Genomic DNA, 20,442 nt, shown 5'->3' with positions numbered 1-20,442 from the left:
TAAATCAGGAGTTTTAATGTACTATTTTCCTCTACAACCGCCTTATTTCCTCTTACTTGTTGGCTTTTTGACAGCATTAACATCTGGTTTGGCATTATCTGGCACTTTGAAAGTAATTGTGCAGAATTGGCCAAGCGAACGAGGAGAAAATACTAAGCCACGTTCCTCACTGAAACAATTACTTGTGCCATTTATCGGCATAACCGGCGGTACTTGTCTATTTCTCTCTTCAGGTTTAGAGATATTTGGCTTTCCCTCCACTTTGGCTTTGGGAGTTGGTCTACCAATTAGTCTGTTTACTTGTTTGCTAGTTTGGTTGCAACTAGGAAGTATGATGACCTTTATAGAACGCGAAGGTATGCAATCTTTAGATTTAGATGTTTAGATTCTTTTTCTTAGATAGTAGAACGCTTTATCAACATATAAAATTACCCTAAATTCTCACCGCCAGCAATGATGTCTACTAAAGATGAGATCGTTAGCTAGTGGTGAATACTTATTTTTTATTGCTATTTCATAAATCTAAGAGTTAATTGCGTTAAAATTACGTATAAATACTGAAAATTTCATATATCTGCCCAAAGAGGTAGCAACTATGAATTTGCAGATTAGAAGGAGCGTAAAAAGCTATGAATCAAGACAAAAAAGAATTTTGTTTTTGTACTTTAGCATGTGGTAAGAACTATCGCGATCTTGCATTGTTATTAGCTAAAGATATCAAAAAATATTCACCCAATAGTTCTTTTATTGTTTTAACTGACTCTCCTAGCGACTTTAGCCAACAGTCTAACGTTTTAGCATTTCAGCATAGACAACAAAGTGTGAAGTTTTACCATGACAAAAGATTTGCAATAGCCAAGAGTTTATCTTTATTCAATTCATGCATATTCATTGATGCAGATATGCGAATATTGGCACCAGTTCCACAATTTCCGCAATGGATTTCAAGAGCAGGAATAACGGCAAGGGGTTGTGAAAATATGCCTAAAAAGTATGCTAAGGTTCTAGCTGGTAATCCTGATGCCAAACTTTTGAAGGAGTTTCAAGTGGCTAAAAAGGCTGCTTCAAAGTTAAATCTAGAACTAGAAAATGAAAATATTAACTTTGTCTACGAATATTTATTTGCAGTTACAAAAGACTCTGGAAAGGAAATAGAATTTCTTAAACAGTGGGAAATTATCGCATCTTATTGTGAGTTAAACGGACTCTATGACTCCGAAGGAAATGCAATAGGTTTAGCAGCTGCTAAAGCTGGTTTACCTGTAAGATGGAGTGCAATGGAGGGTATCTCTTTCTTTAAGAATAGAGTTGAATTCGTCAGAATCAAAAAGGGAGAGTCGAAAATGGAGGACATGGCAATATATTTTGAGCAACAAGCAAAGCTAGAATACCCCGAACGCTTCATTGGGAAAAGAATTATACTTAAAATCAATAAAACTCTTAAGTATTTATATAATTTCCTCCGTTTAAGAATTATAACTTTGAAAGACTTTAATTTTTATTACCGATAATTGAGCAATAAATTAGTTACAAATTCAAAAAACTTTAAGTCTTACCTTGCTTAATTATTTAGTAATTTTATCCTTAAAATTACGATAGTTAAGCTTAATATTGCTGACTTTTTGATTTAAAAAACTTGTAGTAGTCTTTTGTAGACGGATTAATGGATTCTGACGCTTAAAGCTTTTGGGTCTTTGTTCTGGTGACTTTAAATATCTATAATACAAAAACACATCTCGATATGGGATATTAACATCTTCACCAGTGCAAAGCCTCGCGAAATCTGAAGAAGATACACTCATATAGTGAATGTAAGTCAGGGGTTTTCCTTGGTCGTAAAGAATATTATCTACAACATCAAATTTAGAACTCCAGTGGTTCCCAGTCGCTGAAGTATGAGCGGCGTAATTATAGTAAGATATCCCACTTCGTAAAACTAAATAGTTGAGAACTGTTTGATCGGAATCTGCCCACGCTAGTGCATCAGCTTCGCCTGCTTCTAACTTTTCTAGTAAGTTTGCTAACATTGCATCATCAAACACACCCTTTTTAGAAGCAAACCAACCTGAACAAAAAACATTCTTACTAATATTTTTGAGAGAAAAAACTTTTTCTAGTTTATCTTCTGTCCAGTTAAAAATATAATCCAAATCCGACTTATATTGAAAGTCATTCGTGAGCCAATCATATTCATCCAGCTTTTGATAAACATCATCCAGTGGTTTCATTAACAACGTATCTCCGTCAAAGAAGATAAACTTGTTAAAAGGGCCATCCAGACAGCAAAGTTTTCGATGCCTTTCTACTCGATAATTCTCTGGTAAGCCATATTCTTGCCACAGTTTTAATGCTCTTGGATGAGCTTTCCAGATCCGAGTGCCAAAATCTTCCCAACGAGCTATGGAAGCATAATCTTCAAATAAGGTGACATTATCTCTAGCTGCAACCTCTGCTTTTACCTTGTCTAACCGCTCATTATATGGAATTACACAAACAGGAATTGGTCTACCAGCATTAGCTTCTATGCTATTAAGTAAAGCAACTAGTTGATCGTAGACAACATCATTGGCTAGGATGTAAATGCCATCAATCATTGGGATACTCCTAATATTAAGTGCGGGCAGCAACAAAGGGAAATAAACGGCGAGTCAGTTTGGGGATGAAAGCGAATTTGCCCTCATGGAGATAACGATAGTGTTCCCACAATTGCCAATAGGGACTACCAGTTTTCATTCGCGTACCAGCCCAATGGAGATATTTTAATCGTTGTCCTCGGTCATAGAGGGCGTAATCTTGCTGTTGGAAATTTTGTGAACCAGCCCAACTACCAGGCCCACCCCCAGGAATTTTAACGAGATTTCCCCGTTTAGAAATTAGTTTGAGAACAAGATAATTTAAAATTGGTTGATCTGTAACTCCTTCAGAAAAATCGAAATATTCACGATGCGCCGCACACTCTCGCAAAGCTTCATCCATTTGTTGTTCGGTAATAACTCCTTTTCTCGAAGCCCAAAAACCACTGTTAAAAACGTCTTGAAGTTGGGCATCGGAAAAAATTTCCTGCTCTTTCACAAATGGGGAAAAGATATTTCGCAGCTTGTCATTGGCATGATGGTAATCACAACAGAAGAAATCGACTTCTGAAAGTTTGTCTAAATTGTCGGCGATTTTTTCAAAAACGACAATATCTGTATCAATATAGATAAACTCATCTAAAGGGCCAAACCACGCCACAAGTTTACGCATCTTATTGGGTAAGGCGAGGAAATCTCTATCAAAAATTTCTCCGATGCGTTTGGTAAATGTATCAATAAGTTCTAAATCTGGAAAAATTTGCACGTTGTGTAAGGTAGTAAGCTGCTCTGCTACCTTGTGATAATCTTCATTAAATGGTATGAGATAAATGGTTACTTCTGGGTCATAGTAACGAATGCTATTGAGTAAAGCGATCGCATTATCGATAACACGGTCATTAGCAACAATATAAATTCCCTTGCTCATAAATTATCCTTGGTTAATTAACTTAAATTTCCGCAAAGCTCTTGTAAGTAAATTTGGTACTGGAGCGTCATTATAATTCTTAGGAGGATTTGTAAAGACTGGAAACTTCTCTGGTTCGTGTAAGTAACGATAGTAGAGAAATAAATCTCGATAGGGAAACTCAATATTTTCCCCAGCACAGACTGCTTGATTGATCTCAGGAGGAATACCAATATAATGAAGATAAGTTAGTCGATTACCTTTGTCATAAAGAAGGTGTTCTCGTTCCTCGAAGTGCTTAGATGTAGCAGAACATCCGGTTTTTTGATTATCTGGTAGTTGCCGAGCAAAGTTATAAATAGAAAGATTAGACCTCATTACCATGTAGTTAATCAACGGTTGTTCGCCAGCACCGCCATACAATATTTCCGCCTCACCATTTTGTAAATGGGATATCAGTAAATCTCTTTGTTCTGAGTTAAATATTCCCCGCTTCGCGCCATAGAAACCTGAGCAAAAGATTTCAGAATCTATCCGCTTTTGCTCGAAAGTTTCTTGTAATTTAGGAGAATTAACATTGTATATTTTACTAACGTCTTTAAATTGAAAATCGTAGACAACAAAATCATAAGTATCTAGCTTTTCAAACACTGTTGCTAGTGAGTTCATCACCAAGGTGTCTGCATCTAAATAGATAAACTTATCGAATGGCCCATCAAAAGCACAAAAACGACGGTGAGCGCCATACAAACGTGATTTACTACGATTCAATCGTTCTGGTGCTGCTGAGAGCATAAATTGATCCCAACGGTTGATTGATTCGCAATCGTCGTAAAGAAATACATTAGGGCGTTTAGCTATTTCATCAGCAATTCGCTGTGTCCGATCGTCGAAAGGATAAATGCAAACAGGAGTTTCTGAGCCTAAAATAACATCAATACTGTTGAGCAGAGCCACCAGTTGATCGAAAACATAATCATTGCCAAGGGTACAAATACCATTCATAATTTATGAGTGTTTATCGACAAAATTTGATAACCAGTTAAGCAAGTTTAATTTGTGTAAAATGATTTGACGTGCTTCTGCGATCGCATCTTTGGCAGCATACCAAGCATCAGGTGTAGCTGTAACTTCTTTGATGTAGGCAATACCTTTTTCATCTAAACTGGGCAGCCGCAAAAAACTACCTGGTGGCAATAATTTATCAGCAGCCGGGCCACCATAGTAAATTGGTAAACACCACGCAAGTAAACTATCCCAAAGTTTCTCGCTCACATACCAATTATTATCAGCATAATTTTCAATTGCCAAATTGTAATAGTATGGAGCCATGCCATACCATTTGTTACCTAGTTCTCCTGACTTTTTAGCCGATTCTGGTAAGTTTCGCCCATATAAATCAAATTTAATGCCACTAGATTGTAGGGACTGCAAAAAGTCTAAACGCTGGCGATGCTTGGCTGTGCGACTAATTCCTGAAGTAATCCAACTACATGGGGCAACCTTTTGAGGCGGTGGCATTTCATTTAAATCTTGAAATGAATTTGAGTGATACCAAATAGCAGGCATATAGTCAGGAGTGGGAGCAAAATCATCGGGGCCAGAAATGTAGCTGCAATACTTCTGGGCTTGTTGATAATTATGATTAGTTATTTCGACAATTTCATCTAAAGGCGGTTCCCTTAGCAAATAAATAATTCGCTCTTTGTTGACACCACGCAGTAGAGAATCAACATTTACTACTGATTTCTGGCGCTGTTTGCGAAAACTATCTAACCAAGATTTTTGTGGCGCTGCTTGGGGAAAATCAAATTGATACATCAGTAGAAAATCTGGTTTGGTTGCTAGTGCTTGCATTTGCATATTGCCCCAAACTCCAAATTGATGCGGGGTTTGTTGCCACAGCCAATCGGCTCTAGTTTCTAAACCTCGATAGCTGCTAATCATACCTACAGTTTTGATAGTCATTTTAGTTATTAGTTATTTGTCTTCTACATTCTTTTTTATGCGATAACTAGAGGAAGCAGAGATTTATCAACATAACTAAGGATTTTTGCCGCTCGATTTTCCCAAGAAAACTGCTTAACAAACTCGATACTATCTGGATAACCTTCTATTTTTCTGGGATGAGTTTCTAAAACCCGCTTCAGACTTTCGGCAAATTTGCTGGAATTATCTGGCTCACACCAAGCAGTAATAGACTGAGTATCTTGAAACTCAACTAATGAAGGAATTTCCGTCGCAACAATGGGAGTTCCAGAAGCGAAGTAGTCAAATAGCTTTAAGGGAGACGTGAAAGTTGCCGCTTTTCCCGAACAATGAGGGTGAGCTAAAACATCAGCTGCTTGTAGCAAAGATGCTAACTCATTATGCAAGATATAGCCCAAAAATTTAATATTATGAACCTGTTTTTCTGTTACTAATTTCTGATAGTATTCAACTTCTGCTGGCTTGCCACCTGCACAGGCAAATTGCACATTAGGCATTTCATTAGCCACATCAATTAGTACATCAATACCTTTAAATTGCTGCAAAGCTCCCGCATAAACTACTAAAGATTGGCTTTCGTCTCGCAACAGTTTTTTCCGCCATTCTGCCGCTTTTTCTGGTTGTCTTTCCATAAATAAGCGGTTAAAACCATTGTGCAGCTTAATTACTTTTTCTGGGGGCATCCCATTTTTAATCATGCTTTCGCGGATTGTGTCTACAACGGTTACAGCAATTTGCAAAAGTGGATTTGTAACAATTTCTAGTTCAAAGGGTTTCTCTTCATGGTGGTGGTGTTCATAAATTGCCGGAATACCATTTTTGATGGCAGCTTTGATAAAATTCCAGTTACGACTGTGGACAAGTTTAGTAGTTGGAAGTATATGAAATGGTAAATAATACTTACTGGCAATGGTGTTAGAGTCAGTAAATTTGCTCCGAAAATGGTCAATTGGCCAAGGCATTGGTAAGGGAGCAACTTTTAATTTGTCATGGAGGTTGTAATATTGAACAAGTTCTACTGGTGTTTTTTTCGGTTGAAAAGGACGTAATAAATTAACTGGATTACTAGCTTTTGCTCCTTTGTCGTGGTATACCAAAACTGTTGAGTATCCCAAGTTGGCGGCGGCATTGGCTGCATTTGTAGACTGCACTAGGTGAGCCTCTGGCTGGGGTAGTTCTTCACCAATAAAAAAAATATAGTGCTGTTTTAAAGGAGGATTTTTCATAATTTTAGACATTAATACTATTCTCAAATTTTCCTAAGTCATCGAGCAGATATATAGCCGACTCATAACTTTCAGTAATTAAACCATTTTGTTCTTCTGTGGTGGATGTCAAGTTATCAGCTAGAGAGCGGAGAGAGCTAAGTATGAGATTGAGAGAAGTCCGAAACTCAACGGAAATTTGATTAAAAATTTGATAATGCTTACTGATAATATTTTGATTTTGGTCAGAGATTGAGAGCATTTGCCCACTGATTTGCAAATTAATAACATCCTCAAAAACATCAATGGTGTTGAGAATTCTCAAGGCTGATTTATAAGAGTCTTCAATTAATTCGTGCCGTTCTTGGGAGTCGTCTACTAAATCATCAAGTAATAAGCGTAGAAACCCAATCATCGAGTTCATCTGCGTCCGAATTTCGTGAGAGATGCGGAGCAAACTTTGATTGTGTTTGGTAAGAGTTTCAGGACGTTCCGCAAATTGCATTGAGTACAAGCGTGAGTAGTAACCACCCTTTTGTAAAAGTTCGTCATGGGTTCCTACTTCTACCACCTGTCCCTGCTCTAATACAGCGATTTGATTGGCTTTTTGGACTGTGGAAAGGCGGTGAGCAATTACTAAGGTGGTGCGATCGCGACTAAGATCGTCAAGTGCAGCTTGTACTAAGCGTTCGGAAACCGTATCTAAAGCGCTGGTGGCTTCATCTAAAATCAAAATTTCGGGATTTTGCAGCAGGGCGCGGGCGATCGCTAATCTTTGCCTTTGTCCACCAGATAACATCACGCCGCGATCGCCAATTAGGGTATCAAATCCTTGAGGCAATTTGCTGATAAACTCATAAGCATTTGCCCGTTTGGCTGCTGTCAGAATTTCATCCTCAGTAGCTTCTGCTCGCCCATAAGCGATGTTATTTTGCACCGAGTCATTAAAAAGAAAGGTATCTTGACTGACAATCCCCATCCGCTTTCGCACGGATATAAGATCGAACTCCCGCAAATCGGTGCCGTCAATGGTAATACTGCCAGCGATCGGGTCGTAGAATCTGGGCAAAAGGTCTGCCAAAGTGGATTTACCAGCACCAGAACCGCCTACCAATGCTAAGGTTGTACCGCGCGGTAAATATAAATTCACGTCTTTGAGTACCAACTTTTCATGACCAGGGTAGGCAAAGCAAAGAGAATTAAAAGACACTCCCTCTTCTAATTTTGTATAGGGAAGTTTACCCTTCTCCATGAACGGTTTATCGTCCAGGCTTAAAAATTCATTCGTCACATCTACACTGGCGGCGGTACTGGCAAAGTTGCTGCGAATAGTATTTAACTGAGAAATTAATGGCAGCACTCGCAGTAGCACTAATAAATATGTCAGCAGTACGGTAGAAAGAGAAGAAATTTGGTCAGCAAAGAAGGTTTTGCTCAAAAGTACAATCAGCAGTAAAGCTGTAATGCCCATTACCTCACTCAGAGGTGTAATCACTTCCGAATTAACCTGAGATTGAAAATCTGCTAATTCGCGATCGCGAATTAATTTTTTAATCCGTTGATATTCTTTTTGTTCATTTCCAGTCGCCTTTACCAATCGGATTCCGTTCAAAGTTTCCAGTACAGAGACTGAGTATGCTCTAGACATCTCACTAAGCTGTTTGCCAAAAGTTCTCGACCGAGAAATGGCATACTGATTTATTAACGTCACCAAGGACAGCAAAAGGGTAGCAGCAATTGTTAACTGCCAAGAAATTGACAGCAATAAAGCGACAAAAACTAAAACTGTGATTACCAGAATAACTATCTTGACCGTACTACCTATAGCACTTGCAGCCCGGCCAATTTCTCCACCAAGACGGTTGATTAAATCACCAACCTTTGTCTTGGCATAATAATCTATATCAATTTCTAGTAATAGCCTTAACCCAGTTTCGCGCATATCAGATGTCAGCTTTCGGGTTAAAGAACTCGATGCTAATGTGCTGGCATAAGTTGCTAAATTTTTTAAAAGAATTGTGAATATAATTGCCCCAGCCATTACTGCTATTCGGTAAGGTTCTGGAGTATTATCAAAGGGAGATATCAACCTTTTTAAGATGGGAGGGGCAGTACTTAAATCTACTTCTTGCCCCACAATTTTTAAAACCACCGGCACAATTAAAGCTGTGCTGATCCCATTAAATAAAGCTCCAGAAAATCCTAACAATATTGTCAGCAGAATCAAACCTGGATAGGGTTTAGCGAATCTTAGTAGTAGTTTTCTGGTAGACATTGGATATTTTTATGCCAATTTCACTTATTAATATTATTCACCAATTAATTGCTAAAGTAGCTAATTCTCAAATAAATCAAACTATGCATCACGACCTATAAATATTCACAACCGAGCAATTACTGACTTAAGTACAGAAGCCATAGCCTCTATGCTATAGTGTTCTACACATCTTTCTCTTGCCTTAATACCTTTCTGGTTTGCTGACTCTAAATTCTCAAAAATCAATTGAATTTTTTCAGCAATCTGTTCAGGACAGGCAGGTTCGACTAAATAACCAGTATCACCTAAAATTTTAGGAATATCTCCAACGCGTGTTGATAATACAGGTTTAGCCATTGCCATTCCATCTGTCAACTTCAGGGGAAATTGAGCGCGAGTTTCTGGGGTATCTCGCTGGGGAACGACTACAATGTGAGCAGCTGCTACTAAATCAGGCATAACATCAGCTGGATACTTTGGTAATTTGATAATCCAGCGTCCCCACTTTTCTTGAAGTTGGCGATCGTAATCATCATAAGGACTGCCACCGACAATCACTAGTCTTAAATCTGGTTGATTAATTTTATCGAGTGCTATGAGAACATCTTCTAGACCTTTATAGGGTCTTGGCGCACCAGGAAACATTAAAATACGATATTCAGATAAACCATAACGATTTCTGCTGGACTCAGCATCATATCCAGAGGGATCGAATAAAGCAGTATCTTTACCATTGGGGACAAATGTACCGCCAAAACGCTGCTGCAAAAAGTTAGTATGCACTGTCACAGCATCAGCATGACTTACCAAACCTTCCATCCATTTCACGTACAAAGGATGATAAGGATTCCTGAGTGCGCCGTCTGATTTCAACAAATCTCTGGCTAATTGTTTGGGTGTAAGACTATAATGCCAGTCGTCGCCACCATACCAACTAAGTTCCCAATCATCTATGTCTAAAATTAACGGGTTGCGGCTAAATATTTTTTTTAATAAGGCAACTCCAAAACTCGCTATTTGTGGTTTTATTGCATAAATTATATCTCCATTAATTTTTGGTAAAATTTTTTGGATTTCTCCAAAAAAATCTGGAAAGTTTTTGCCTGGTAAATTATAAACATTTAATTCTAACGGCAAATTACGATATAGGTTATTTCCAAATAAAAACCCGATAATTTCAACTTCATATTCTAATTTTCTTAGGGCTGTCGCTATCAAGTATGCACGCAAAATAGCTGCGCTTGATAAATCAGAAACCAACAGCGATATCTTGGAAAACTTTTTCACTATTTTTTTACTTATTTTTATTTAATTCGCCAAGGATTTGTCACTTGATTCGGTAAAAACACTTTAGCGAATCTGTCAAAAATCCTTGTATACAAAGAACGACTAATATCTTTAGCATATTGAGGTCGATAAGGATAAGTACAGTGAAGAACTTTAATTTTATCCTGAATATCATAAGCATCCTGCCACTTACTGAGATAATTATAGGTAGGTGGTAGGATTTTCATGTAAGGACGTACAGATGCGATCGCAGAAGCAAATGCCCCTTGATCTTTTAGGAGTAATTTATCTTGGTTATTTTTGACAATCTCAAAATACTGTTTAAATTCTTCAAACAATATCTTGGTTACTTCTGTTTTTCTAAAAGCCATAAAACCGCCATTATACTGCACACTATCTGCTTGTAATGGTAAACCTACTGATTGCAGAATTGGCAAAACATTTGGCAAAAGGTCTTCTTGTTTACCACGTAATAAATTTGTGGCTTTCAAAATAGAAGGTTGAACATCTTCAGTGAGCAAAAAGTCATATTCATCTAAATAGTCAAAGACATCATTGATATCCGAAAGTAAACAAATGTCTGAATCTAGGTAAATCGTTTTATCAAACTCAGAAGCTGCATATAGAGCCAATTTTGCTTGCCGCGATGCTAAAACAGTATTTTCATTTGCAGGTGCTGGCTTTAAAATTACATTTTTGAAAGCCTTGAGCAAGGGATAAAGAATTATTGGTACTTGGTCAATTAAAATAATAATCGGCTCTTGATGAAACTTTCTAACCGCGGCTAAAAAATGAATACAATCTTGAAAAGAGTAGAGTCCGGTTAAGATTGTAATAAAACCTCTAGTTTCTGTCTTCATAAATAAAACAAGTTAAATAATTATTACTTTTAATCCTAGCCGAGCTAATTTAATGTGTCCATTCCCAAACATTTTTACTCCAGTCCTCGTTAGGGTAAAAAACTCCTTGCCATTGGTAAAATTGGACAAAATCTTCAATTTTTAAGGTTTTATTTACATCCCTAATCATATAGAGAGGCCGCTTGCCATAAAATGATGCCCACATGCTATAACTACTCGGTGGGCCAATAATATAATCACATTCAGCTAAAGAATACATATCCTCAATTATATGATTATTGCCATAAACATAAGAGAAATGTTGTAAACAATCTTCCTTTTGCCTCTGATTGGAGCAAATCAAAAATGTCACTTTTTTGTTAGGAAATAGTGCTTTAGCTGATTCCATAACCTTTAAATACTCTTCAAATAAATAAAAATATTTGCCATTTTGATGTTCTTGGTAATCCCCATGACGGATATGGATTCCAACTATCACATCAGTCTCGCCACGTATATGGGATATGAGATTTGCTACATTAAGCTGATACTTATTTAAAGGTTGAAAGTAAGCACGAATTTTTTCTCCATGTTTTTGCAGATTTGAGAGATCGTCTACAAACCATCCATCACGAAACATCCATCCTTGAAAAAAAAATGTAGAGTCTGATTTCAACTCTTTTGTAATAATTGAATCACTCCAGTTAAAAGGTTGATCGCGCTTAATATTAATTGTCTTAAACCGGCCACTTTCAGCTAAAAAACGATTAAAATTATAGTAGTGCTTGCGTAGCAATTTATTTCCTGGAATTGAAACCACTGGAGGGGGATAACAAGATAAAAAATCCTGAGAGGTTGACATAAAAAAATCAGCATATTCTTCAAAAGCTGGGTTTATAACTGTAAAATTATTTTCAATTGCAAATGCTATAAAATTAGCAAATGACAATAATCTGTTTCCTAATTGTCCAGATTTTACAGAAATAACTAACATAAATACAGCCAAGAAAGATTAAAATTAATGATATTGGCTAAAACTTTCAAAATCTAAGATTATCCACATAAAAATAATTTTAATAAGTGGAAGTAAATATATCCGATGAATGAATTTATCTGTATACTTTTAACAGCAAATTACAAAATAAATATAACTTTGTCTTTGCGGTTATTACCAGAGAAAATTCACTGAGAAATTGCAATTTGTTTTGGGTGTTTTAAGTGTATTTACTAAACTAATATAGTTGTGTGTATATAATTAATAGTAAATTACAGCCATACTGGACAAAGTATAAATACTGGATGTAGTTTGTGCAAGTAGCCTTGTTGCCGAATACCAAACATCTGTTTTAAGTAGGTTGGCGTGAATATTTATCATCATAATTAGGCAGGAGGCACGAGGGAAGAGGGTTTTAGTCTAATTTAATTTTGTTAACATAGTTTGGTTTTTCCCAGTCGTTCTACTCATAATAGAGGCAGAGGCAATGCAGGTAATCCGTCTGGAAGCACTCTCAGACAACTATATATTTTTAGTACATGACGACAAGCAAAATATCGCGGCTGTTGTCGATCCAGCAGAGGCTCAACCAGTATTAAAGAAACTGGCACAATTAAAAGCTGAGTTGGTAGCAATTTTCAACACCCACCACCATAACGATCATGTGGGTGGTAATAAGCAATTAATCGAACAATTCCCCCAATTGATAGTTTATGGAGGAGCCGAGGATCGTGGGAGAATTCCTGGACAGCAGGTGTTTTTGCAAGAAGGCGATCGCGTCCAGTTTGCAGACCGCATAGCTGAAGTTATCTTCGTTCCCGGACATACCCGCGCTCACATCGCTTACTACTTTCCCCCCGAAAAAGCTGGTGAGACAGGCGATTTATTTTGCGGCGATACCTTATTTTCTGGCGGTTGCGGTCGCTTGTTTGAAGGAACACCGACCCAAATGGTAGACTCTTTAAGCAAACTGCGCTCTCTACCTGATAATACATGCGTCTGGTGTGCCCACGAATACACGTTGAACAATCTGCAATTTGCTCTAACTGTGGATGGCGACAACGCCGACTTACAAAGACGCTTCAATGAAGTCAAAGCTTACCGGAGTCGAGGGGAAGCTACCATTCCCTCGCTGCTGGGAGTGGAGAAGCATACCAATCCTTTTTTGCGTTGGGATCAGCCATCATTACAATCAACTGTTAAGAGTAGCGATGGGGTGCAAACTTTTGCGCGGATACGGGAAATGAAAAATAACTTTTAGGAATTCCCAATTTCCCATTCCTTCAACTTTTTAGTGGGAATAGTTGCGATCGCACCCTTCCTTTCGCTACGATCTGTAAGCTTTAGGGTGTAAGCAAAGAAGCTGGGAATACAGCAGTGACATTGTGAGCTATCTAAGCCTTACCCAAACTAATCAGATTTTACAGGAAAAACGATGGCGAAACGCGTACAGTTAGTTTTAAATCAAGATATCAGCAAGCTGGGGAAATCTGGCGACTTAGTGGAAGTAGCTCCTGGCTACGCTCGTAATTATCTGATTCCCCAGAAATTGGCAACTAATGCCACCCCTGGTATTCTCAAGCAGGTAGAACGCCGTCGTGAGCAAGAGCGTCAACGGCAATTAGAACTCAGACAACAAGCTCTTGAGCAAAAAGAATCTCTGGAAAAAGTTGGTAGTTTGACAATTGCCAAGCAAGTTGGTGAAAACGAAGCAATTTTTGGTACTATTACTACCCAAGATGTTGTAGATGCAATTAAGGCAGCCACCGGTCAAGAAGTGGATCGGCGTGGAATTACCATCCCTGATATTAACCACCTTGGTACTTATCAAGCCGAAATCAAGCTGCATTCTGATGTAGCGGCACAAGTCGATATTCAAGTCGTCGCTAGTTAACTCTGAAGGGGGCGCGAGGATAAAGGAGTAAAGGTGAATAATAACTCCTAACTCCTTTACAGACAAAGATTTTTCGCGTCTCTAGCAAAATCGTCAAAACTAAAATCGTTTATGGCTGAAGAACTGAATTTTAAAGGCGATGGTAGCGATCGCCTCCCCCCACAAAATATTGAGGCCGAAGAAGCGATTTTGGGGGGTATTTTGCTAGATCCAGAAGCGATTAGTCGAGTTAGCGATCGCCTCCTTCCCGAAGCTTTTTACATTAGCGCCCACAAAGATATTTATCAAGCTGCTGTGAGGCTCCACGCCCAAGGTAAACCCACAGACTTACTCTCAGTTACAAGTTGGCTGACTGACCATGATTTGCTTGCCCGAATTGGTGGTAGAAATAAATTAGCAACTCTGGTAGACCGTACAGTGTCAGCTGTGAACATCGACGGTTTAGCAGCGTTAGTGACAGAAAAATACCTGCGGCGACAGTTAATTAAAGCTGGCAATGAAATTGTACATCTTGGTTACGAGACAGAAACCGAATTACCAACTGTTTTAGACCAAGCAGAACAGAAAGTATTTGGTGTAACTCAAGAACGTCCCCAATCGGGTTTAGTTCACATTTCTGATACTTTAATTAATAATTTCCAGGATATTGAAGATCGAAATCAAGGCATCGCTTTACCTGGAATTCCCTGTGGATTTTACGATTTAGATGCCTTGACCAGTGGCTTTCAGCGCTCTGATTTGATTATTGTGGCTGCTAGGCCTGCAATGGGGAAAACAAGCTTTTCGATGAACATTGCACAATATATTGCTAATTACGAAATTATTATCAGGCGTGATAACATTGACGAGCGGAAGAAACTAGCAGTTGCTATTTTCAGTTTGGAAATGTCCAAAGAGCAACTGACGCAACGGCTATTAGCTAGCGAAGCGCAAATTGAAAGTAGTTATCTGCGGACTGGTCGCCTCAGTCAAACACAGTGGGAACCTTTAAGCCGTGCTATTGGCATCCTTTCTGAGATGCCGATTTATATTGATGACACGCCGAATATTACAGTTACACAAATGCGTAGTCAGGCAAGAAGACTCCAAGCAGAGCAAGGAACCCTGGGTTTGATTGTAATAGATTACTTGCAATTGATGGAAGGAGCAGGTGATAATCGCGTACAAGAATTATCAAAAATTACCCGTCAACTCAAAGGTTTAGCGCGGGAATTATCTGTACCAATTATTGCCCTATCTCAGTTGAGTCGAGGGGTGGAAGCACGTACTAATAAGCGTCCGATGTTGTCAGATTTGAGAGAAAGCGGAAGTATTGAACAAGACGCGGATTTAGTAATAATGTTATACCGCGATGAATACTACTCTCCTGATACTCCCGATCGCGGCATTGCAGAAGTAATCATAGCTAAACACCGCAACGGGCCTACAGGGACTGCAAAACTTTTATTTAATCCACAGTTTACAAAGTTTCAAAATTTAAAAATTTAGCTATTAAATTGGGGATTGGGGACTGGGGAGCAGAAGATTAAAAGTTAGATTATTTACTTATTCCCAATGCCCAATACCCAATGCCCCATATCCTAGTTCCTACTTAACGCCCAGCAATTCCACATCAAATAGCAGAGTGGCGTTAGGCGGAATTACATTACCAGCCCCACGAGAGCCATAACCTAACTCAGAGGGGATGATTAAATTGCGACGACCGCCTACTTTCATGGTGCTAAGTCCTTCGTCCCAACCTTTGATTACCTGTCCTACGCCTATTTTAAAGCTGAAGGGTTGGCCGCGATCGCGTGAACTATCAAACTTAGTGCCATCTTCTAAAGTGCCGACATAGTGAACTTCAACCGTTTGTCCTGGTTTAGGAGTTGCCCCAGTTCCCTCTTTTAACTCGACATATTTTAATCCAGAGGGAGTGGTTACGGTATTAGCATCAGACATAGTATTACTCGCAATTAAGATATTGTTTTCAGTTACAGTTGTGACCTCTGGCGACGTTTGGGTTAATTCGGCAGCAATGGCGGTATTCTGTTTACTGCTTACTTGCCCCACAACCAAAAGCACAACACACACCAGCATGAACGCCACGCTGAGGAAAATTGGTTTCAAAATCAGTTCTCCTTACTTAAGTATCCTGGCAAAAAGATTACCAATAGGACACAATTAGTTTAAATCACAAAGGACATCTTAACGCCAAAGCTTATTTTCTAAATCGCGTAATTGACGCTCTAAACGGTCAATTCTACCGCGCAGTTCATCAACTTCCGACTGGCGAGCTACCCCCAAATCTTGCATCATATTTCGCATTTGTCGTTGCATTTGGACATCGAAGTTTCCTTGCTCCGACTTTAACTGCTGGGCAAGATCGTCTATAACTGCCTTGGCTTGCTCAGGATTGAGCTTACCGTCTTTAACTAAGTCATCACTAACTTGACGCAGTTTATCCGCCACTAAAGACGTTGTGCCAAGACCGACCACCATTAACTGTTGCAACCAGTTGCTGTTGTCCATATTCCCTTCCTCTTATTTATTTCATTCAAACCAGCCAACCCTTACTCCTAAGTGTAGGCAATCAAGCTATGCTAAAAGCCTAGTTCTTCTAGCCTACATCTCTATTTTGGCAAATTAGTAAACACAGAGATTACAGGGTGTGATTATAGAACTACTTAAGTTTCAGGATGCCCCAGATTTAAGGGAAAATTTTATTCAGAAGGGCGCTTGAAGAGTGCTGAGTTGAAAGACCACCCGCAAGGGGCGAGGCAAATATCTTCGTGCTAAAAGGACTGAGTACTTTTTACCTCACTCAGCACAGGCTAAACGCCTGGCTACCACTAACAGCACTGAGTAAGGTGAAGCGATCGCACCCAAAAATTATTTGAATTTGACTTGACTTTTTGTTAAATCTGTGAACGCCATTTCTGAAAGGCTATTTCGTAATCCTCTGATTTACTCTGATAAACACCCCACCAATGAAAAAATAGTCCTAACCCCCATCCTAATAGTGGGAAAATAGCCCAAAAATAACTAGGACTAGTGATGAAATTCAAGAGAATGAGGAATAAATTCACTGCTGAAAAGGAAACAAAATGCCCCCAAAAGGCTCTGCGTCGGAAAGTATTAAATGTGTGTCGCAATCGTTCCTCTTCTTGTTGAACTAACCACTTTTTTTCAGTTTTTTCTAAAATATCAGAAGAAATACCTAACTCCGATGCCATTTCTAGAAGCTGTTCTCGTGAAAATTCACCTTTTTGTTTGCGAGTGAGTGCTATTTCAAGGATTTTTTGCACATCTTCTGAATCGTAAGTCATTTTAATTACCTTATAAGTTTGTGTGTAAATGCGCTTTTGATTTCACGAAGTTTTCAATAGGCTTCGTTCAATTCAGTTAGCAAACGTCTCCACATTTTGCACCCAATACTTAGTGACATTCACAACCTGATTATTTTCTCATAACTGATTTCGAGCTACTGTATTTGTCAATACTCTATATTGCTTTTATAACGTTAAGCCAAACATTATCTGAAAGTTGAATGCTAGTATTGTCAGAAAACATTGACGCTGGAAACTATAGAAACAATAGAGCGATCGCACCTTTTCCATTAAGATTGTGTAGCTATGTCTAACCACAAGTCGCTACGCGTCTACGCTCTATTGTTTTCCGAAAGTGACAAAAAAGAGCTATTCTTTTTAGCTAATTGCCTTCTTTCTCTTCAGGCATATTCCCAATAATCCAGCAGTAACTGCTATTCCTCCAATAGCTGATGGTTCAGGCACAGGTTTTACACTCACACTATCTAAGTATAAAAAGCCATAACTATCTCTACCACCCAATTTCAACTCTGTAGATGATTTTGTCGCCACAAAATTCAAGTCATATTGTGTGAAGGGATTTCCAGCAGTATTTATACTATTTGTTTTCTCAAAAACTTTACTTTCATCGATAAATGCCTGAAATATATTATTAACTTGACTGCTATCTTCATCTGTTCCTAAAAAGAAACTGAGATTATAGTTACTACCGATAGTCGTAGCCAGATTCTGGGATATGTAAGCAGGATTTACAAATGAACCAATCGCTAAACCTTGATTACCACTTTGGGGAAAATTGCTAATTTTAATTCCTGATGTATCAAACGGATCGCCAGATTTATTCCATCCTGTAATATTGGGATTTGTAGTGTTGGGATTATTAGGATCTACGAGGGGATCGACTTCAAATCCTCCGTTAAAAACCCGGTCTTGAGGATCTACAACATAGTTGGGATTATATTGTTGTGCTTGTGCTACTGGAATATAAGTACCAGTAATCATAGCAGTACTAGCTAATGTAGTGGTAAAACTAAAAACAATAACTGAGAGTTTTTTAGGTAAGTTCATGAAAATTTACTCCAAATAATTCCAAATTCCGACAATTAAAACAAGTTGATAGTTACATCAATGACTGGCTCTAATTGGTGTCAAGAAAAACAACCACTTTATCTAGGTTGAGAAGAGTTAGCTATTCACCATAGATAATCTCTCCATAAACCGATGATGAAGTTTTTAATCAGATGAATTTAAGTGGAATTCTCAACACTATAGAGCCAGATATCGCTTGGGATTTTAAGAGAATGAAGGTTCGCTTGCGATCTGTGGTTTATTCATCCCCATCATCTATCCGATCGCACTGAGAGTTTTCCTCTGCTTGATCTGTAGATTTGACACTCACATCATCCAAATATAAAAATGCATACTTGGCTTTGGAACCAAACTTGATCTCGGTGGATGTTGCTTTGGCTTTAAAATAAAACGTGTATTGTGTGTAGGGTTGGTAAAAAGTATCCTTTTTCTTACAAACCTTGCTTCCATCTACAAAAACCTTAAATTTATTCTTTAGGTCAGGTGCCTCCTCTGTGGATGCGAAATAGTAAGTAAGTTTGTAGTATTGATTAACAACTGTAGGGATAGTCTGTGATATGTAGCTCAAGGCTGAAAATCCACCAAGCGATAAGCCTTGGTTCCCAGTGTTAGAAAAATTGTCAATCCTAGTACCTGATGTATCAATCGGATCGCCAGTTTTAATCCATCCTGTAATATTAGGATTTGTAGCGTTGGGATTAGTAGGATCTACAAGAGAATCGTTTTCAAATCCCCCGTTGGTAATCAGTTCTGCTCCATCTGCTTGTGCTGCTGACTTATAAGTATTGGTTATCACAGCAGTATTAAGGAGAGCAGTAGTCAAACTACAAAAAATAATTGAGAGTTTTTTAGTGAACTTCACAAGACATAACTCCAAATAGTTCAAAATTAACGACAGCGAGTACTTGATTGATTTACTTTGTGGTGATTAAGGCAAGATAAACCCGTAAGTATTTTTGAAGATATTCTGGGCAGTAGTACCACTTAAGTAGGTAGAAAAACTCTGTGCTGTCGATAAAACTGTAGTGTTGGCGAGTATGCCCAGTGGATAGACAATCGGATCACTCTCTGTTGTTAGGGCAGTTTCTACAACTCTTACCTTGGTAGAAATTGCAGCATCAGTTTTGTAAACTGCACCTGCATCAATAGTTTTACTTACGCCTCCAACTACAAGAGTTTTAGTTTCAACAGCAGTTAAGACGTTACGCACATTGCTAGCGAGGTATGTTTTAGGACTAACAGTAGTGAAAATACCTCGGCTAGTAAGAACTTGTTTGGCATAATTTCCTGCTGGCACAACTGGCGGAGTACCTGTGTAATCACCTATGGCAATACCAGTAATGTTGGCATTAGTCAAACCATTGAAGCTAGTCAGAGCAGCACTACCAGCACTAACAGGAGGTGTCGTAGGGGCTATCAAAACTAGACGGTTTTTGACAACATTTTTACGGCTACCTGCAACCAATTTACTTGGGGTTGCATTCTGCAAGACATCTATTTGGTCAGTGGCAGCAGAAATGAAAATATCTGCTGTTGCTCCTGCTTGTATTTGGCTAAGTAAGGTACCAGAAGCACCAAAGGTATAAACAATGCTGACGCTTGGGTTAGCACTTTGGTACTGAGTCTTAATGTCATTCATCGCGTTTGTTAAGCTAGAAGCCGCAAACACCTTAAGTGTAGTTGTGGAGTTTGCTGGCGATAAATTGACAAACTGGGAGCCTATTACCAGCATCATGCTGGTGACTGCCGTAGCAATCCAAGCGATAAGTCTTCTTCTGTTCATGAAAGTTATAGTTTTAGATGAAATCCCATCACTCGCATATATCGATACCTGGAAACAAAAAACCAAGCCGGAATTACCCAAAGCGTTTCCGACGATGGAAATTGATAATTTTCCAGTAAGTTTACTTAAACAGAGAGTAAAAGGGATAGAATGATGAGATTATACCATTAAAGTAGGTATATACCAAATTATTTGGTAAACAAAGCCTGACATGACAATTGAAATATAAATTCGTAGTTTTCTCAGGTCACTTGCACCAATAAAAATCCTTATTTTATCTAAGAATTATCCTCAATTAATTTTATATTTTTACTTCT

Annotated in this window: 21 protein-coding genes; 6 read left to right on the top strand and 15 right to left on the bottom strand. The window is 38.4% G+C overall.

What is annotated here, in order from left to right:
- The first annotated feature begins 16 nt into the window (after nt 1–16).
- Together V7K55_RS27285 and V7K55_RS27280 are read left to right on the top strand one after the other, a co-directional pair.
- On the top strand, nt 17–385 hold the full coding sequence (locus V7K55_RS27285) for a hypothetical protein (protein ID WP_094341150.1): 369 nt from the start codon (nt 17–19) through the stop codon (nt 383–385).
- 244 nt (nt 386–629) lie between these two features.
- The gene (locus tag V7K55_RS27280) at nt 630–1,511 is read left to right on the top strand and encodes a hypothetical protein (protein ID WP_334836487.1); all 882 of its coding nucleotides are present in this window, start codon (nt 630–632) and stop codon (nt 1,509–1,511) included.
- Between the two features lie 54 nt (nt 1,512–1,565).
- Here the strand turns inward: V7K55_RS27280 and V7K55_RS27275 are convergent, their stop codons facing one another.
- The 9 genes from V7K55_RS27275 to V7K55_RS27235 all read right to left on the bottom strand — a co-directional run bounded on the left by V7K55_RS27275 (nt 1,566) and on the right by V7K55_RS27235 (nt 12,051).
- Nucleotides 1,566–2,594, bottom strand: coding sequence for an Npun_R2821/Npun_R2822 family protein (locus tag V7K55_RS27275; protein WP_334836485.1), 1,029 nt, complete (start codon nt 2,592–2,594; stop codon nt 1,566–1,568).
- Nucleotides 2,595–2,610: 16 nt separating this feature from the next.
- Nucleotides 2,611–3,501: an Npun_R2821/Npun_R2822 family protein gene (locus tag V7K55_RS27270; RefSeq protein ID WP_334836483.1), complete on the bottom strand. Its 891-nt coding sequence runs from the start codon at nt 3,499–3,501 to the stop codon at nt 2,611–2,613.
- 3 nt (nt 3,502–3,504) lie between these two features.
- Complete coding sequence (locus tag V7K55_RS27265) at nt 3,505–4,485, bottom strand: Npun_R2821/Npun_R2822 family protein (protein ID WP_334836481.1); 981 nt, start codon at nt 4,483–4,485, stop codon at nt 3,505–3,507.
- 3 nt (nt 4,486–4,488) lie between these two features.
- The gene (locus V7K55_RS27260; RefSeq protein WP_334836479.1) at nt 4,489–5,448 is read right to left on the bottom strand and encodes a glycosyltransferase family 10 domain-containing protein; all 960 of its coding nucleotides are present in this window, start codon (nt 5,446–5,448) and stop codon (nt 4,489–4,491) included.
- A 35-nt stretch (nt 5,449–5,483) separates the two neighbouring features.
- Entirely contained in the window at nt 5,484–6,695 is a 1,212-nt protein-coding gene (locus tag V7K55_RS27255) for a glycosyltransferase family 4 protein (RefSeq protein ID WP_334836509.1), read from the bottom strand.
- Nucleotides 6,696–6,699: 4 nt separating this feature from the next.
- On the bottom strand, nt 6,700–8,949 hold the full coding sequence (locus V7K55_RS27250) for an ABC transporter ATP-binding protein (RefSeq protein WP_334836477.1): 2,250 nt from the start codon (nt 8,947–8,949) through the stop codon (nt 6,700–6,702).
- Between the two features lie 105 nt (nt 8,950–9,054).
- A complete protein-coding gene (locus V7K55_RS27245) occupies nt 9,055–10,218 on the bottom strand; it encodes a glycosyltransferase family 4 protein (protein ID WP_334836475.1) in 1,164 nt (387 codons plus the stop codon).
- A 17-nt stretch (nt 10,219–10,235) separates the two neighbouring features.
- A complete protein-coding gene (locus V7K55_RS27240; RefSeq protein WP_334836473.1) occupies nt 10,236–11,078 on the bottom strand; it encodes a hypothetical protein in 843 nt (280 codons plus the stop codon).
- 49 nt (nt 11,079–11,127) lie between these two features.
- The gene (locus V7K55_RS27235; RefSeq protein WP_334836470.1) at nt 11,128–12,051 is read right to left on the bottom strand and encodes an alpha-1,2-fucosyltransferase; all 924 of its coding nucleotides are present in this window, start codon (nt 12,049–12,051) and stop codon (nt 11,128–11,130) included.
- 487 nt (nt 12,052–12,538) lie between these two features.
- Here V7K55_RS27235 and gloB point away from each other — a divergent pair, with 487 nt between their 5' ends.
- The 3 genes from gloB to dnaB all read left to right on the top strand — a co-directional run bounded on the left by gloB (nt 12,539) and on the right by dnaB (nt 15,433).
- Entirely contained in the window at nt 12,539–13,312 is a 774-nt protein-coding gene (gene gloB, locus V7K55_RS27230) for a hydroxyacylglutathione hydrolase (protein WP_334836468.1), read from the top strand.
- A 174-nt stretch (nt 13,313–13,486) separates the two neighbouring features.
- On the top strand, nt 13,487–13,945 hold the full coding sequence (gene rplI, locus V7K55_RS27225) for a 50S ribosomal protein L9 (protein ID WP_334836466.1): 459 nt from the start codon (nt 13,487–13,489) through the stop codon (nt 13,943–13,945).
- Between the two features lie 111 nt (nt 13,946–14,056).
- Nucleotides 14,057–15,433, top strand: a complete 1,377-nt coding sequence (gene dnaB, locus V7K55_RS27220) for a replicative DNA helicase (RefSeq protein WP_334836464.1) — start codon at nt 14,057–14,059, stop codon at nt 15,431–15,433.
- Nucleotides 15,434–15,532: 99 nt separating this feature from the next.
- Here dnaB and V7K55_RS27215 read toward each other — a convergent pair whose 3' ends face one another.
- The 6 genes from V7K55_RS27215 to modA form a co-directional block, all read right to left on the bottom strand.
- Entirely contained in the window at nt 15,533–16,054 is a 522-nt protein-coding gene (locus V7K55_RS27215; RefSeq protein WP_334836462.1) for an FKBP-type peptidyl-prolyl cis-trans isomerase, read from the bottom strand.
- Between the two features lie 78 nt (nt 16,055–16,132).
- A complete protein-coding gene (locus V7K55_RS27210) occupies nt 16,133–16,456 on the bottom strand; it encodes a phasin family protein (RefSeq protein ID WP_334836460.1) in 324 nt (107 codons plus the stop codon).
- Between the two features lie 386 nt (nt 16,457–16,842).
- Nucleotides 16,843–17,253 (bottom strand): 2TM domain-containing protein, encoded by a 411-nt coding sequence (locus tag V7K55_RS27205; RefSeq protein ID WP_334836458.1) that lies wholly within the window; start codon nt 17,251–17,253, stop codon nt 16,843–16,845.
- A 378-nt stretch (nt 17,254–17,631) separates the two neighbouring features.
- The gene (locus tag V7K55_RS27200; RefSeq protein ID WP_334836457.1) at nt 17,632–18,321 is read right to left on the bottom strand and encodes a hypothetical protein; all 690 of its coding nucleotides are present in this window, start codon (nt 18,319–18,321) and stop codon (nt 17,632–17,634) included.
- 259 nt (nt 18,322–18,580) lie between these two features.
- Nucleotides 18,581–19,138, bottom strand: a complete 558-nt coding sequence (locus tag V7K55_RS27195; protein WP_334836455.1) for a DUF642 domain-containing protein — start codon at nt 19,136–19,138, stop codon at nt 18,581–18,583.
- A 132-nt stretch (nt 19,139–19,270) separates the two neighbouring features.
- Entirely contained in the window at nt 19,271–19,981 is a 711-nt protein-coding gene (gene modA / locus V7K55_RS27190; protein ID WP_334836453.1) for a molybdate ABC transporter substrate-binding protein, read from the bottom strand.
- Between modA and V7K55_RS27185 the strand changes: the two genes are divergently transcribed.
- Nucleotides 19,971–20,279 carry a hypothetical protein gene (locus V7K55_RS27185; protein ID WP_334836451.1) on the top strand — a complete coding sequence of 103 codons (309 nt, stop codon included), beginning with the start codon at nt 19,971–19,973 and terminating at the stop codon, nt 20,277–20,279. The genes modA and V7K55_RS27185 overlap by 11 nt on opposite strands.
- Nucleotides 20,280–20,442 lie beyond the last annotated feature (163 nt).

It is taken from the genome of Nostoc sp. (assembly GCF_036919895.1).
GTDB lineage: Bacteria > Cyanobacteriota > Cyanobacteriia > Cyanobacteriales > Nostocaceae > Nostoc.
This window is presented reverse-complemented; position numbering and strand designations above follow the sequence as displayed.